At 37.4% G+C, this 14,418-nt stretch carries 16 protein-coding genes; 7 read left to right on the top strand and 9 right to left on the bottom strand.

Translation table 11 applies throughout. The annotated features are described in order from the left end of the window. Genes dnaA through K1I41_RS00015 form a run of 3 tightly spaced genes read left to right on the top strand, consistent with a single transcriptional unit; the run spans position 1 to position 2,608 of the window. The gene (dnaA, locus tag K1I41_RS00005; RefSeq protein WP_220640652.1) at positions 1-1,428 is read left to right on the top strand and encodes a chromosomal replication initiator protein DnaA; all 1,428 of its coding nucleotides are present in this window, start codon (positions 1-3) and stop codon (positions 1,426-1,428) included. Beyond that, positions 1,428-1,889, top strand: a complete 462-nt coding sequence (locus tag K1I41_RS00010; RefSeq protein WP_220640653.1) for a low molecular weight protein-tyrosine-phosphatase — start codon at positions 1,428-1,430, stop codon at positions 1,887-1,889. The genes dnaA and K1I41_RS00010 overlap by 1 nt, the downstream gene beginning before the upstream one ends. A gap of 2 nt (positions 1,890-1,891) precedes the next feature. Continuing rightward, the gene (locus K1I41_RS00015) at positions 1,892-2,608 is read left to right on the top strand and encodes an SAM-dependent methyltransferase (RefSeq protein ID WP_220640654.1); all 717 of its coding nucleotides are present in this window, start codon (positions 1,892-1,894) and stop codon (positions 2,606-2,608) included. Positions 2,609-2,660: 52 nt separating this feature from the next. Here the strand turns inward: K1I41_RS00015 and arsB are convergent, their stop codons facing one another. From arsB to K1I41_RS00035, 4 genes are read right to left on the bottom strand one after another with little or no spacing between them, the layout of a single operon-like run. Beyond that, complete coding sequence (gene arsB, locus K1I41_RS00020) at positions 2,661-3,719, bottom strand: ACR3 family arsenite efflux transporter (protein ID WP_220640655.1); 1,059 nt, start codon at positions 3,717-3,719, stop codon at positions 2,661-2,663. Between the two features lie 27 nt (positions 3,720-3,746). Further along, positions 3,747-4,163 (bottom strand): arsenate reductase ArsC, encoded by a 417-nt coding sequence (locus K1I41_RS00025; protein WP_220640656.1) that lies wholly within the window; start codon positions 4,161-4,163, stop codon positions 3,747-3,749. A gap of 11 nt (positions 4,164-4,174) precedes the next feature. Then, positions 4,175-4,645 (bottom strand): DUF6428 family protein, encoded by a 471-nt coding sequence (locus K1I41_RS00030; protein WP_220640657.1) that lies wholly within the window; start codon positions 4,643-4,645, stop codon positions 4,175-4,177. Between the two features lie 12 nt (positions 4,646-4,657). Continuing rightward, positions 4,658-4,990, bottom strand: a complete 333-nt coding sequence (locus K1I41_RS00035) for an ArsR/SmtB family transcription factor (protein ID WP_220640658.1) — start codon at positions 4,988-4,990, stop codon at positions 4,658-4,660. A gap of 227 nt (positions 4,991-5,217) precedes the next feature. Here K1I41_RS00035 and K1I41_RS00040 point away from each other — a divergent pair, with 227 nt between their 5' ends. Continuing rightward, entirely contained in the window at positions 5,218-6,759 is a 1,542-nt protein-coding gene (locus tag K1I41_RS00040; RefSeq protein ID WP_220640659.1) for a SulP family inorganic anion transporter, read from the top strand. Here the strand turns inward: K1I41_RS00040 and K1I41_RS00045 are convergent. Next, positions 6,752-7,852 carry an alanine racemase gene (locus K1I41_RS00045; protein WP_220640660.1) on the bottom strand — a complete coding sequence of 367 codons (1,101 nt, stop codon included), beginning with the start codon at positions 7,850-7,852 and terminating at the stop codon, positions 6,752-6,754. The genes K1I41_RS00040 and K1I41_RS00045 overlap by 8 nt on opposite strands. Next, the gene (locus tag K1I41_RS00050; protein WP_220640661.1) at positions 7,852-8,307 is read right to left on the bottom strand and encodes a GNAT family N-acetyltransferase; all 456 of its coding nucleotides are present in this window, start codon (positions 8,305-8,307) and stop codon (positions 7,852-7,854) included. The genes K1I41_RS00045 and K1I41_RS00050 overlap by 1 nt, the downstream gene beginning before the upstream one ends. A gap of 143 nt (positions 8,308-8,450) precedes the next feature. Here K1I41_RS00050 and nhaA point away from each other — a divergent pair, with 143 nt between their 5' ends. After that, complete coding sequence (nhaA, locus tag K1I41_RS00055; protein WP_220640662.1) at positions 8,451-9,659, top strand: Na+/H+ antiporter NhaA; 1,209 nt, start codon at positions 8,451-8,453, stop codon at positions 9,657-9,659. Here the strand turns inward: nhaA and K1I41_RS00060 are convergent. From K1I41_RS00060 to K1I41_RS00070, 3 genes are all read right to left on the bottom strand, one after another. After that, the gene (locus K1I41_RS00060) at positions 9,656-11,011 is read right to left on the bottom strand and encodes a DUF389 domain-containing protein (protein ID WP_220640663.1); all 1,356 of its coding nucleotides are present in this window, start codon (positions 11,009-11,011) and stop codon (positions 9,656-9,658) included. The genes nhaA and K1I41_RS00060 overlap by 4 nt on opposite strands. A 147-nt stretch (positions 11,012-11,158) precedes the next feature. Beyond that, positions 11,159-11,653, bottom strand: coding sequence for a 6,7-dimethyl-8-ribityllumazine synthase (ribH, locus tag K1I41_RS00065; RefSeq protein ID WP_220640664.1), 495 nt, complete (start codon positions 11,651-11,653; stop codon positions 11,159-11,161). A 1-nt stretch (position 11,654) separates the two neighbouring features. Beyond that, positions 11,655-12,434, bottom strand: a complete 780-nt coding sequence (locus K1I41_RS00070) for a tetratricopeptide repeat protein (protein ID WP_220640665.1) — start codon at positions 12,432-12,434, stop codon at positions 11,655-11,657. Between the two features lie 144 nt (positions 12,435-12,578). Here K1I41_RS00070 and recF point away from each other — a divergent pair, with 144 nt between their 5' ends. Beyond that, positions 12,579-13,658 carry a DNA replication/repair protein RecF gene (gene recF / locus K1I41_RS00075; RefSeq protein ID WP_220640666.1) on the top strand — a complete coding sequence of 360 codons (1,080 nt, stop codon included), beginning with the start codon at positions 12,579-12,581 and terminating at the stop codon, positions 13,656-13,658. A 61-nt stretch (positions 13,659-13,719) separates the two neighbouring features. Beyond that, positions 13,720-14,394 carry a DUF2461 domain-containing protein gene (locus tag K1I41_RS00080; protein ID WP_309508862.1) on the top strand — a complete coding sequence of 225 codons (675 nt, stop codon included), beginning with the start codon at positions 13,720-13,722 and terminating at the stop codon, positions 14,392-14,394. Positions 14,395-14,418: the final 24 nt, after the last annotated feature.

Raw genomic sequence — 14,418 nt, forward strand, 5'->3', positions numbered from 1 at the left:
ATGACTAAAACTGCGCAATCGGTATGGGAAAACTGTCTACTCTTCATAAAGGACAATATTCAAGATCAAGCCTACAAAACTTGGTTTGAACCGATACGTGCCGTTGAACTTACTGACAATGCATTGTACATACAGGTACCTAGCAAATTTTTTTATGAGTGGCTGGAGGAGCATTACGTAAAACTCCTAAAAGTTGCCCTAACGAAAGAACTTGGTACGGGCGCAAAGTTACTCTATAAAATTAAGATGGAAAATACTTATGGTAACAAACAGCCCTTTACGGAGCAGTTACCAAGTGCACACCGTGCTCCTGTAAAACCACAGGAGGTGGATGTACCATTGCAAAATAAAAACCCAGAATTAAAAAACCCTTTTATTATACCTGGTATACGCAACCTTAAAATAGAATCGCAACTTAATGCCAATTATAGTTTTGATAACTTTTTTGAGGGCGACTCCAATAGGTTAGCGCGTTCGGCAGGTATGGCGGTTGCCAACAAACCTGGTGGTACATCGTTTAACCCACTACTTATATTTGGTGGTGTGGGGTTGGGTAAAACACACTTAGCGCATGCTATTGGTGTGGAGATAAAAGATAAATTCCCAGATAAAACAGTACTTTATATTTCTGCTGAAATATTTACACAACAATATATCGACTCGGTTAAGCGCAACACGCGTAATGATTTTATTCATTTCTATCAGCTTATTGATGTATTGATTATAGATGATGTACAATTCCTTTCGGGTAAAACAGGAACACAAGATGTGTTTTTCCACATCTTTAACCACCTGCACCAAAATGGCAAGCAGGTAATTCTTACCTCCGATAAAGCACCTGTGGATATGCAGGATATTGAGCAACGCTTATTATCGCGCTTTAAATGGGGATTATCGGCAGAGTTACACCAACCTGATTACGAAACAAGAATTTCCATACTTAACAACATTTTATACAGAGATGGCGTAGAAATACCTGAGGAAATTATAGAGTATGTAGCCAAGAACATTAAAAGCAATGTTCGTGAGTTAGAAGGCGCAATAATATCGTTAATAGCACAATCATCATTCAACCACCGCGAGGTTACTATTGAGCTTGCCAAACAAGTGGTAGAGAAGTTTGTGAAAAATATTAAGCGCGAAATCTCTATTGACTACATCCAAAAAGTAGTATCGGACTATTTCCAATTGGATATCGATACGCTACAATCTAAAACCAGAAAACGCCACGTAGTACAGGCAAGACAGTTGGCTATGTTTTTTGCAAAAAAATACACCAAATCATCATTAGCCAATATTGGTTCGCAAATTGGGCACCGTGACCATGCTACGGTATTGCACGCTTGTAAAACGGTTGACAATTTAGTATCTACAGATAAACAATTCCGCAAATTTGTTGATGACATCAACAAAAAACTTTCGGTATAATGGCAACTAAAATACTAATGGTTTGTTTGGGTAATATTTGCCGATCGCCATTGGCAGAAGGTATATTACAATCCAAACTACCTAAAGATAAATTTATTGTGGACTCGGCTGGTACGGGCGACTGGCATGTTGGGCATCAGCCTGATAAACGTTCTGTAGCTGTTGCAAAGAAAAATGGTTTGGATATTGCCAACCAGAAAGCACGACAGTTTACAGCTTCTGATTTTGAAATGTTCGACTATATTTATGTAATGGATAAATCGAATTACGATAACGTGGTAAAGTTAGCACCTAATCCAGAGGCTAAAGCTAAAGTACAATTAATGCTTGATGGGTTAACTACTGTAAAAGGTATGGAAGTTCCTGATCCTTATTTTGGTGGTAACGAAGGTTTTGATACCGTGTATGCTATGCTAGACGAGGCGTGTACCGTTGTTGCCAACAAACTACTTAACAAATAGCTATGGAAGCTTTAGGTAAACTTTATTTGCTCCCTGTTCCACTAGGACCTGATACCGACCCTAAGAAGGTATTGCCTGAAACAGTAGCACGAAGTATTGCGTTTATAAACCATTACATTGTAGAAAACCAAAAAACAGCACGCCGTTTTATAAAAGCCATACTCCCTAGTAAGGAGCAACCCGATTTGGAGTTGTTTGTACTGAATAAACGTACCGAGGCATCGGAATATATTAATTTTATACAGCCTTGTTTTGAGGGTAAGAATGTAGGCTTAATGAGTGAAGCAGGTTGCCCTGGTGTTGCCGACCCTGGTGCTGCCATTGTAAAACTAGCACACCAAAAAGGAATACAGGTTGTACCATTGGTAGGACCTTCGTCTATACTTTTAGCAGTAATGGCAAGTGGTATGAATGGGCAGAGTTTTGCTTTTAATGGTTACTTACCGATAGATAAATCAGACAAAAAAAGTGCGTTAAAACAGTTTGAGAAATTATCTGAAGATAAAAACCAATCGCAGCTTTTTATAGAAACGCCGTATCGTAATAATAAGTTGCTAGAGGATATTCTGACTGTACTGCAACCTACTACACACCTTTGTATTGCTGCCGATATTACACTACCTACAGAATACATTAAAACAAAAACAGTAGCAGAGTGGCGAAAGGAAAAACCCGACCTGCATAACAGGCCGAGCATCTTCGCTCTCCACAGGTTTTAACAACGATACTCAAACCTGCTTTAAAACAACGATTTACCTAAAAACGTACTACTTACGTATAATATTTTCTTTTTATCCAAAAAGATAAACTAACTAGTGCTATTAAAGCGGGTACTTCTACTAATGGTCCTATTACACCCGCAAACGCTTGACCGCTATTGATACCAAACACACCAATAGCTACAGCAATGGCAAGCTCAAAATTGTTACCTGCTGCGGTAAATGATATGGCTGCGGATTGTGAATAATCGGCTCCTGCTTTTTTACCAATTATAAAACTCACCACAAACATCAGGGCAAAATAAATGGATAATGGTACGGCTATGCGTACTACATCCATAGGTATTGCTACAATTAATTCGCCTTTAAGGCTAAACATTACTATAATAGTAAATAGTAGCGCAATAAGTGTGAGTGGCGATATAGATGGAAGGTATTTTGCAGTGTACCACTCCTCCCCTTTTATTTTTATAAGACTGTAGCGGGATACAATGGCTGCTAAAAACGGAATACCCAAATAGATGAATACACTCTCGGCTATTTGGGGCATGGTAATACTAACGGTAAGGGCTTCTATGCCAAATATGGGTGGTAATACGGTTATAAACAAATACGCATACACACTATAGAGTAGTACCTGAAAAATACTGTTTAGAGCAACTAAACCTGCTGCATATTCCCTGTTACCCTCAGCAAGCTCGTTCCAAACAATAACCATGGCAATACAACGGGCAATACCTATTAGTATTAAACCTGCCATATATTCGGGATAGCCATTAAGAAACAGTATGGCTAGTACAAACATTAAAATTGGTCCTATTACCCAATTGAGTAGTAACGAAGCTCCGAGTATTTTTACATTTTTAAATACTTGCCCTATGGTACTGTACTTTACTTTTGCCAGTGGCGGATACATCATGATAATGAGCCCAACAGCTAGCGGAATGTTTGTTGTACCTACTGCAAACGAATTAATATAATCATCCACGTCAGTAAAAAAATAACCAATTCCAATACCGAGTAGCATGGCAAGGAATATCCATAAGGTAAGGTAACGATCTAAAAATCCTAACGACTTTCGGTTGGCTACAGGGTTGCAATCGTTTTTCATAACAAATTAATATAGGGATTGTAGGTGTTATGCAAAATGGGTTGTAATAAAATCAGCAGTATATTGTTTTATCATGCCACGTACTTCTCGAAACTGATTCATAATCTCCTCAGGAGTGCCTTCTGCTTTTGCAGGATCTGGAAAATTATAATGGAATTGTTGTGCTTTTGATGGGAAATAAGGGCAATTTTCTTTAGCGTTATCGCAAACCGTTATTACATAGTCAAAATCAATCTCGCTATACTCGTTTACGTTATTAGAGGTATGGTTGGATATATCAATACCATCCTCCTGCATTACAGCTATGGCTTTTGGGTTTACCCCATGTGTGGCAATCCCCGCACTGTATACCGCTGCCCGATTGTTTGCAAAATGTTTTAAATAGCCTTCGGCAATTTGGCTACGGCAACTATTGCCTGTGCATAATACTAAAATCTTTTTCATACTACTTTGTATTAGCAGCAGCCACTACCAGGTGTACAGCTTGTTGGTTCGGTATTCAATTGGCTCAGTGTTACTTTTTGTTTTGTTGGTGGTACACCGCAAGCCTCAGAGGCTAAACAATCGGTTTGTTTGGGCAGTAATATAAAATCAGTACCATCGTGCCCTAAGTTATACTTACCAATAGTATCGCCTTGGTACTCTACTTCAATCTCATGATTACCTATGTTTAAAACCTCTCCAGATAGTTTTATAATGCTTAACAATTTAGTAGGTTTCAGTCGGTGGTCGTAATCATCGGCATTCCACAGCTGAAAATTAACTACTGTTTCGGTACGTACGGTACCGCCACAATCAATAAACTTTTTGTGTACCTCTCCTACCTCAGTAACATGAAAATGTTCTGGTACGTAACTCCCATCAGCCAATCTGAAATTGACTATTTTGACTGTTTGTAAAATTTCTTTAATTTCTGATAATTTCATGGTATCTAATTTTTAGCAACATTGTTTTTTCTTTTCTTGTAATGTGTTGTGTATCGTATCGAAAAACGATTTTATTTTTCCGAAGCCATTCTCATCAATACAGTAGCAAATTGCAGTACCCGATATGCTTCCTTTTATAAGCCCAGCGTTTTTTAATTCTTTTAAATGTTGCGATACGGTGGGTTGTGCCAAAGGCAACTCCCCTACAATATCACCACAAATACACGAATCGGCTTTTAGCAAGTACGCCATAATAGCAATACGGGCAGGATGCCCCAGTGCTTTTGCCATAGTAGCGAGTTCGTTTTGTTCGTCTGTAAATTTATCCGATTTGGTAGCTCCCATAAACTATATTATTATATTGCAATATTACGATAAAAAAATTAGCTGGCAAATAGTATCGGTAATTTTTTAGCATAAAAATCAAAGTAAAAACGATTTGGTACGATACTCTGGTTTAATTATATATTCGTTACTTTTGCCGATTATTAAAAAACGTGGTGGATAAAACCGCGAGCACAATAAAATTTAGGATTATAATCCTCGCATCTATTTAAAAGACAACAATATTCATGAATCGTATCATCAACTTATTCGATTTTTCGCAGAAAGTAAATTATAAAAATGAGATTCTTGCTGGGCTAACAGTGGCAATGACGATGATACCCGAGTCGTTATCATTTGCTATACTCGCAGGTTTCCCTCCATTGGTAGGGTTATATGCTGCTTTTATAATGGGATTGGTTACTGCCGTATTTGGCGGACGCCCTGGCATGGTATCGGGTGGTGCAGGTGCTACGGTAGTGGTACTTATTGCACTAATGCAGTCTAACGGTATAGAGTATGTTTTTGCAGCGGTAGCACTAGCAGGGGTACTACAAATATTAGTGGGTATATTTAAGCTCGGTAAGTTTATACGCCTTGTGCCCAGCCCTGTAATGTACGGTTTTGTAAATGGTTTGGCGGTTATTATATTCATGTCGCAGTTGGAGCAATTTAAAACGGTTGTAAACGGCGAATCTACTTGGTTAACAGGTACAGCACTCTACATTATGGCTGGCTTGGTAGCTTTAACCATTGCTATAGTAGTGATATTACCCAGAATAACGAAAGCTGTACCCGCATCGTTAGTAGCTATTATTGTAGTATTTGCAATAGTGCTTGGTTTTGGTATAGAAACAAAAACGGTAGAAGATATTGCCTCTGTTAGTGGTGGTTTTCCTCCTTTTCATGTACCCGATATACCACTTAACATAGAAACGCTTAAAATAATATTCCCATACTCGCTTATTATGGCAGCCGTAGGGCTTACCGAAGGTTTACTTACCCTAAACTTAGTAGATGAGATTACAGGCACACGTGGTAACAGTAACCGAGAGTGTATTGCACAAGGTGGTGCCAATATGTTAAACGGTTTCTTTTTTGGTATGGGTGGTTGCCCCATGATAGCGCAAACACTAGTAAACCTATCGGCAGGCGCGCGTGCTAGGTTGGCAGGTATTATAGCATCTGTTACTATATTGCTTATTATATTGTTTGGGGCTCCTGTAATTGGTAAAGTACCCATTGCAGCATTGGTGGGTGTAATGATTATGGTTGCTATAGGTACGTTTGAATGGGCAAGTTTTAGCATTGCTAATAAAATGCCACGCCACGATATTATTACAGGCGCATTAGTAGCTATTATTACGGTATGGCTGCACAATTTAGCGTTAGCCGTACTTATAGGAGTTATTATTGCAGCCCTAGTATTTGCCTGGGAAAGTGCCAAACGCATACGCGCACGCCATTACATAGATGATAATGGTGTAAAGCATTACGAAATTTACGGACCTTTATTCTTTGGTTCTACGCAAGTGTTTTTAGATAAATTTGATGTGGGAACTGATCCCGACGAGATTATAATTGACTTTAAAGAAAGTCGTATTGCAGATATGTCGGCAATAGAGACAATTAATGGGCTTACGCAGAAATATAGTAAAGTAGGGAAAAAAGTACATTTACGTTACTTGAGCGATGATTGCAGACGCCTACTTAGCAATGCCGAAGCGATTATTGATGTAAATATTATGGAAGACCCTACTTACAAAGTAGTTACCGATAATACTAAGTAGTAGCAGGGCTTTCTGTTGCTACATTTACAATACGTTTTTCAATGTACTTGGAGTTCATTATACGTACAATGCCCATATAATCCATGGTAAACTCTATAAGGTCGCCAACCTTGTAGTCTTTGCTATTATCACTTAAATCTAGCACTACCATATCCGATGTGGCACCTGCATATTTTATACTTTCGTCCGAAGGGTCTAGGTGCTTCATATCAATATCTAACAAACCAATATCAATAATGGCACGCATGGTTGTTTTACCATAGTCCTCTTCATCAAAATTATGCTCTTCACCTTCTAGGTTAGTGCCCAATTCACCCGTAGGTACAATCGGTTTTTCGTACAATTCTATAATTTCAGCATAAAGTTTAAAGATGTTGTTTTCCATACCTTCAAACGTATCGCTATTGTAAACATCCGTACCCATAAATAAGGTTTCGCCTACCCTAAAATGATTTATTCCTTTAGGCATAAGCCCTTGTGATACTAAGGGTATGGTTACCGATGAACCACCTGATATAAAAGGTATTTTTACATTAAACTTAGCCTCTACAAGTTGTTTGTATAAGCTTAATTGTATTAGTTTATCATTATTGGGTAAGATACCATACAAACAGGAAAGGTTGGTGCCAAGCCCAATAATTTCGATGTTTTTCATCTCAAAAACACGCGAATAAAAATCTACAAAATCCTCACGCATTACCCCTTCACGCAATTCGCCAAGATCTATCATAATAATAATTTTATGAATTACGCCTTGTTTTTGCGCCTCTTTAGAGAGCATTTTTATGGTACGGAAATCAGTATTCATACTAATATCGGCGTACTTAATTACCTCGCGTATTACGCCCTTTGCGGGCGGTTTTATGTAAATGGTTTGTGCATTTTTATCTATGCTTTTAATAACCTTCAGGTTACTAATCCGAGAATCGGAATACTGGCTTATTCCCATATTTAAAAGCTCTGCCAAGTACTTTTTATTACCACACAGTATCTTGGTAACTACAGACCAATCGATGTGCTGTTCTTTAAAAAAAGTATTCAGAAAATCAAAATTGCTTTTTAGTTTATGAGCGTCTAATGTTATAAAAGCCATTATTTTGTTTGTTTAAATCTCATTTCGAGATATTTATTAGTAAAACCTAGACTTTCATACAGTTTCTTAGCAGGATTATCGGGTTCAACATGTAAGGCAATATCTCCTGTTACACTAGCTATCGCTTCGCGCATTAAGTTTTTACCTATACCCTGCCCTCTGTAGTTAGGGTCGGTTGCAATATATACTAATATATTTTCGGGTATGTATCCTCCCATACCTGTTTCGTTAAGTATAACAGCACCTACAATTTTATCGTTAATAGTTGCCGAGAGTACCATGCCGTTAGTTTCTTTGTTGTCATATAACGTATTCATGGCATAGTTAATACATTTGTTAATGTCATTTTTTGGATCTCCATATTCCTCAAGGCTTTTAAATAGAAAATCGACTACATTTTCTTGCGCTTCAATCGACATTGGTTCTGCTACGGAATATTTTTGAATTTGTATCATTTTTACGATTTAATTTTACAATAATTGCAAGTTAAACCTTTCAAAACCCAATGTAAAACTATATTTGTTAAAATGTGCTTAAATCAGGCTATATACGTTAAAATTGAAGTAGGTAAAATGGTTCAATTTTGTATTTTTGTGCCATGGCAAAATTAATCAACCTCAAAGTATTTAAGGATTTTTTCGGTTCCACATCAGCAGGTGGTATTATCCTTATCGGATGTGTAATTATCTCTCTTATTATTGCTAACACGGAATCGGCAGACAATTTTGCTAGCTTACTCAATACCGAAGTAGGTTTTGCTAACGAATCTGTAGAACTACGCTACCCTATTATATTATGGATAAACGATGGCTTAATGGCTATCTTTTTTCTTTTAGTGGGGCTTGAAATAAAAAGGGAAATTATTGAGGGGGAGCTTTCCTCTGTAAAGCAAGCAGCTTTACCCGTTTTGGCTGCCATAGGGGGTGTGGTGATTCCTGCACTTATATACACTGGTTTTAATATTAATGAAGAGGCGTACGTACACGGCTGGGGTATACCAATGGCTACGGATATTGCTTTTGCGTTAGGTATTCTGTCGCTATTGGGTAATAAAGTACCATCGAGCGTAAAGATATTTCTTGCTGCACTTGCCATTGTAGACGACTTGATGGCAATACTGGTTATTGCTATATTTTATTCTACCGACTTACATTTAACCTACCTTATGTACGCAGGGGGTATTGTAGGCTTATTAATTGTGTTTAACCGCATGGGGGTAAAAAATATACTATTTTACGTTTTGCCAGGTATGGTAATGTGGTATTTAATTCACCACTCGGGTATACATGCTACTATTGCGGGTGTACTTACTGCCCTTACGCTGCCTACCACTCCAGATGCAAAAGAGTCGCCACTTGAAAAATTGGAGCATATGCTTACTAAGCCTGTTAACTTTATAATAATGCCAGTTTTTGCCATTGCAAATACCAACATTACTTTTGAAAGTGGTATGCTAGAAGGTTTAGCCAGCAACTTGGGTATGGGTATTATACTGGGGCTATTTTTGGGTAAACCTATAGGTATCTTTTTAATGTCATGGCTTTCGGTAAAGCTGAAAATAGCAAAACTACCTGCCAAATCGGACTGGGTTCACATCGTAGGGCTAGGTTTACTGGGTGGTATTGGTTTTACCATGTCCATATTTATAGCCCTGCAATCGTTCCATGGCAATGTAGCATACGAAAACGAAGCTAAGTTTGCGGTACTCATTGCATCAGTACTCTCGGGGGTTTGTGGTTATGGTATTTTAAACCTGCACAACAAAAAACAAAAGAAGAAAAAAGAAGCCGTAGCTACTGTGGTTTAGTTTTTTTTATTGGATACTGTTATTTCGGGTGGTTCGGGTAATACATTTTTTCGCCTAAAAATAGTTACATTTTTTACCGATAACCGCTCGTTGAGCCAATTGGTTAGCTTCTCGCTATCTTCTATATCCAAATCGTAATCACTCTCGTATAAAACAGCCGTAATTGGTACAATACTATCTTGGGTTGTAGTTGCCATGCTGTGGTTGGCTACCGATAACGATTTTATATCGGGGAATATTGCGTTGGCTTCACGTAGCATCTTGTTGTTGTTAAATGTATTCTTTTTAATCTCATTTTCGAGCTGGAGTATGCGTAAATCTTTTTGGCTTACCTCATTCTCATTACTCTTAATTTCGTTGAGTATATCGCCTTTTAATAAGCTAAGCCTATCGGTAGTATCTTGCCTAATTACTAGATCTGCACCTCTTAGGTATTTATTATTACTTATATCGTGCTTTAGCATTAAAATTTCACTCTTTTTAAACTGGGTAGATAAAAATGCTAACTCAATAAGTTTGGGTTTATACTTTGTTTTCTTGTATACTACCGTGCAGCCTTTATCGGTAAAATGCTCCTCGATAAATAAGTCGGTATGCTTTTTAAATTGTTGTTCCCTGTATAGCGAATATGCTAAGTAGCTACTGGGTGCCAACATAACAATAATAAGTACCGAGATGATGCCTCTAACTTGTTTTTGTTGCCGTTCGTCTACTTGTTTTATAGCGGGGTAATTAAGGTATTTAATAATTAAAAAGGTAGCTATACCAATAAATACACAGTTAATACAATACAAATAAAAAGCCCCTAAAAAATATGCCCACTGTAACGTAGCCAATCCGTAGCCTGCGGTACATAAGGGTGGCATTAACGCGGTAGCGATAGCTACACCTGGTATCGGGTTTCCCTTTTCGGTACGGGTTACCGCAATAACTCCAACTATACCCCCAAAAAAGGCAATTAAAATATCGTATATATTGGGCGAGGTACGCGCTAACATTTCAGACTGTACATCTTTAAAAGGGCTTACAGCAAAATAAATGGTAGATACGGTTAAACTAACTACTGTGGCGGTAAGTAGATTGCGTAACGATTTTCGGAGTAAATCAAAATCGTACACACCTAAGGCAAAGCCTGCTCCTACTATGGGTCCCATGAGTGGCGATATTAACATGGCTCCTATAATTACTGCGGTAGAGTTTACGTTAAGCCCTACAGAGGCTATAATAATGGCACACGCTAATATCCAGAGGTTTGCGCCACGGTAACTAATATTTCTTTTTACGCTTTCAAAAATCTTTTCTTTGTCATCTTCATCTTCGTGAAGATTAAATAAAGAGGTAAATTTATTCATGGGTTAACTATAAAGTATGTAGTTATAAAAATAGCAAATTATATTACAGGTACAAGTATTGCTTTGTATATAGTACCATTTAACATAGGTATATAAAAAAACCCTCTCTAAATTAAAAGAAAGGGTCGTATATGTAATAGTAATTTACTATTTGTGTTTTGTTTTGCTTAGGTGTGCCATTTTTATGGCTGCAATAGCAGCTTCGGTACCTTTATTACCGTGTACGCCTCCACTCCTATCTATAGCTTGTTGTAATGTATTATCGGTAAGCACACAAAAAATAACAGGAACGTCGGTTTGGATGTTTAAATCTTTAATACCATGGGCAACGGCATCGCACACAAAATCAAAATGTTTTGTTTCGCCCTGTATAACGCTACCTATGGCAATAACAGCATCTACGCTTTGGGTTGCTATCATGTGTTTTGCACCATAAACAAGCTCAAAACTACCAGGCACATCCCATCGGGTAACATTTTCTTGCGCTACATCGTTATCCAATAAGGCTTGCAACGCACCATTGTACAAAGCATCTGTTATATTACTGTTCCACTCTGAAACAACAATCCCAAACCGAAAATCTTTCGCGCTTGGGATTGTATCTTTATCGTAATGTGATAAGTTTTTATTTGCTGTTGCCATACTATTCTTCTGTCATTGCAATATAAGCATCAATAGTTACCGCTTCTGGAGCAGTGCTGTATTTTTCTTTAATTTGCTTAAAGTGCTTTAATGCTACATCTTTTTTACCTAGCTCTAGCGCAGCCTCTCCAGCTTTAAATAAAAAGCGTGGTGTTGTTAAATCGTTATCCGTTTCGTTTGCTGCCTTAGTATAATAATCAAGTGCATCCTCTGTTTGCCCTAATTGTGCAAAAGCATCGCCTGTAGCACCTGCTGCCATTGCTTTTAGTACCTCTTCGCTAGTATTAAACTCATCAAACTGTTTTACAGCTTCTGCATACTTACCAGTATTAAGGTATGCCATACCTGCAAAATAATGTGCTAGGTTTGCAGCATCCGTACCCGAATAGTTATCTATAATATCAATAAAGCCCATTTTACCTTCGCCACCGTTTAGTGAAAGGGTGTATAACGAATCGTTTGCTGTTGTAGCGTTAACTGCTTCGGCAAAGTATTGCTCTGCTTGGAACATTTCGTTTGCAGCCTCTTCTTCCTTAGGCTCAACCAAAAATTTGTTATACATCACGTATCCTACAGTAAGTAGTGCAATAGCACCTACTATAACAAAAATCATTTTCTGATTCTTCTCAACCCACTCTTCTGTTTTTGATGCACCTTGGTCTAAGGTATCAAAAACTTCGGCTGTTGTGCTATTACCATCAAAATTTTCATCTGTCGGTTCAACTTCATTAGCCTCTTTTGGTTTCGGAGCTTTATATCCTCTTTTGTTATACGTTGCCATTTATATTATTTTAGTGAACCGCAAAAATAAAATTTTTATTGAAAATTAAAATATCTTTTTGTCGTTATTTTTCGATAATTTGCACGTTCTTTAAAAATCACTCTTTATTTACCAAGTTTCTCACAATCAGAAGCCCTTTTTCAAATGCATTTAAAGAATTTATCTTTATTAAATTATAAAAACATTACCGAGTCCAGTTACGAATTCGATGCTAAAATAAACTGTTTTGTAGGGCATAACGGTGTAGGAAAAACCAATGTGCTAGATGCTATATACCATTTAGCATACGGTAAAAGTTATTTTAACCCGCAGGCAGTACAAAACATTAAACACGGCGAAGAGTTTTTTGTAATTGATAGTGTTTTTGATAAAAACGACCGAACGGAAAATGTGGTTTGTAGCCTTAAAAAGGGACAGAAGAAGGTTTTAAAACGGAATGGCAAGCCCTACGATAAATTCTCTGAGCATATTGGCTTTATCCCACTTGTAATTATATCGCCATCGGATAACGATTTAATTATGGAAGGGAGCGAAACCCGCCGCAAATTTATAGATAGTGTTATATCGCAGCTTGATGCCACGTATTTACAACAACTTATTAAATACCAAAAAACGCTGGCGCAACGCAATGCACTGTTGAAGTATTTTGCACTGAATCATACTTTTGATAAAGATACTTTGGCAGTTTATAATGAACAATTAGACGAGCTTGGGCAAAGCATCTTTGAAAAGCGCAAAAAATTCTTGGAAGATTTTATCCCTATATTTAATTACCACCACGAAGCTATTACAGGACAAGCAGAAAATGTTAGTGTACGTTATCAAAGCCAACTGTTTGAGCACGATTTGGAGGGGTTGTTAAACGATAACTTACAACGCGACCGTGTATTGCAGTATACCAGCGTAGGTGTACATAAAGACGATTTATCGTTTGAGATTGACGAGCATGCTATAAAAAAGTTTGGTTCGCAAGGGCAACAAAAATCGTTTTTAATTGCATTAAAACTAGCACAGTTCGAGTTTATGAAAAAGCAAAGCGGCGTATTGCCCATATTGCTTTTTGATGATATTTTTGATAAACTGGACGAAAACAGGGTAGCCAAAATAGTGCAAATGATAAATGACGAAACCTTTGGGCAAATTTTTATAACCGACACCCACCCAGAGCGTACCGAGAGTATTGTAAAGGCTACACACCAGAGTTACAAAATTTTTAATATGTAATGTTAACACCAATGGTAGTTTTATATTAATCTGTTATTTTTATCCTATAAAACAAACAACTATGATGGTACAGGATAGTACGTTAGAATTTTTAGAAGATTTAAAAAAGAACAACAACCGCGAATGGTTTCAGGCAAACCAAGACCGCTATAAAAAATACAAGCAATCGTACAAAGAAATTGTGGAAGCTTTTATAGCTGAAATGAGTAAATATGACGACTCGTTAAAACATCTTGAATTTAAAAACTGTTCGTTTCGTATAAACAGAGATATTCGTTTTGCTAAAGACAAATCGCCCTACAAAACCAATATGGGCTTCTGGCTATCGGCAGGGCAAAAAAGTTCCAACTTAGGTGGCTATTACGTACATATTGAGAAAGGAGCAAGTTTTATTGCAGGAGGTTTGTACTGTCCTGAGTCGGGTGATTTGAAGAAAATGCGCAGAGAAATAGATGGCTTTTACGAAGACCTTGAAGCAATAGTTACCAACAAAGAATTTAAAGCGATATACGGTGATTTCGATCGTGATGAAAATAACACATTAAAAACATCCCCGAAAGGGTATGAGAAAGACCACCCTGCTATAGAGTTTTTACGCTTAAAAAGTTTTACTGCTACAGCAAAATTGGACGACAGTGATTTAAAAGATGAAAACTTTGTAGCCCATACTACACAAAGACTATTGGTTTTAAAACCATTGGTAGAATTTATAAATCGTGCCCTGACTACCGAATAATACACTATTTTTGCGGTATTAAGA

It is taken from the genome of Flavobacterium litorale, from assembly GCF_019613795.1.
GTDB lineage: Bacteria > Bacteroidota > Bacteroidia > Flavobacteriales > Flavobacteriaceae > Flavobacterium > Flavobacterium litorale.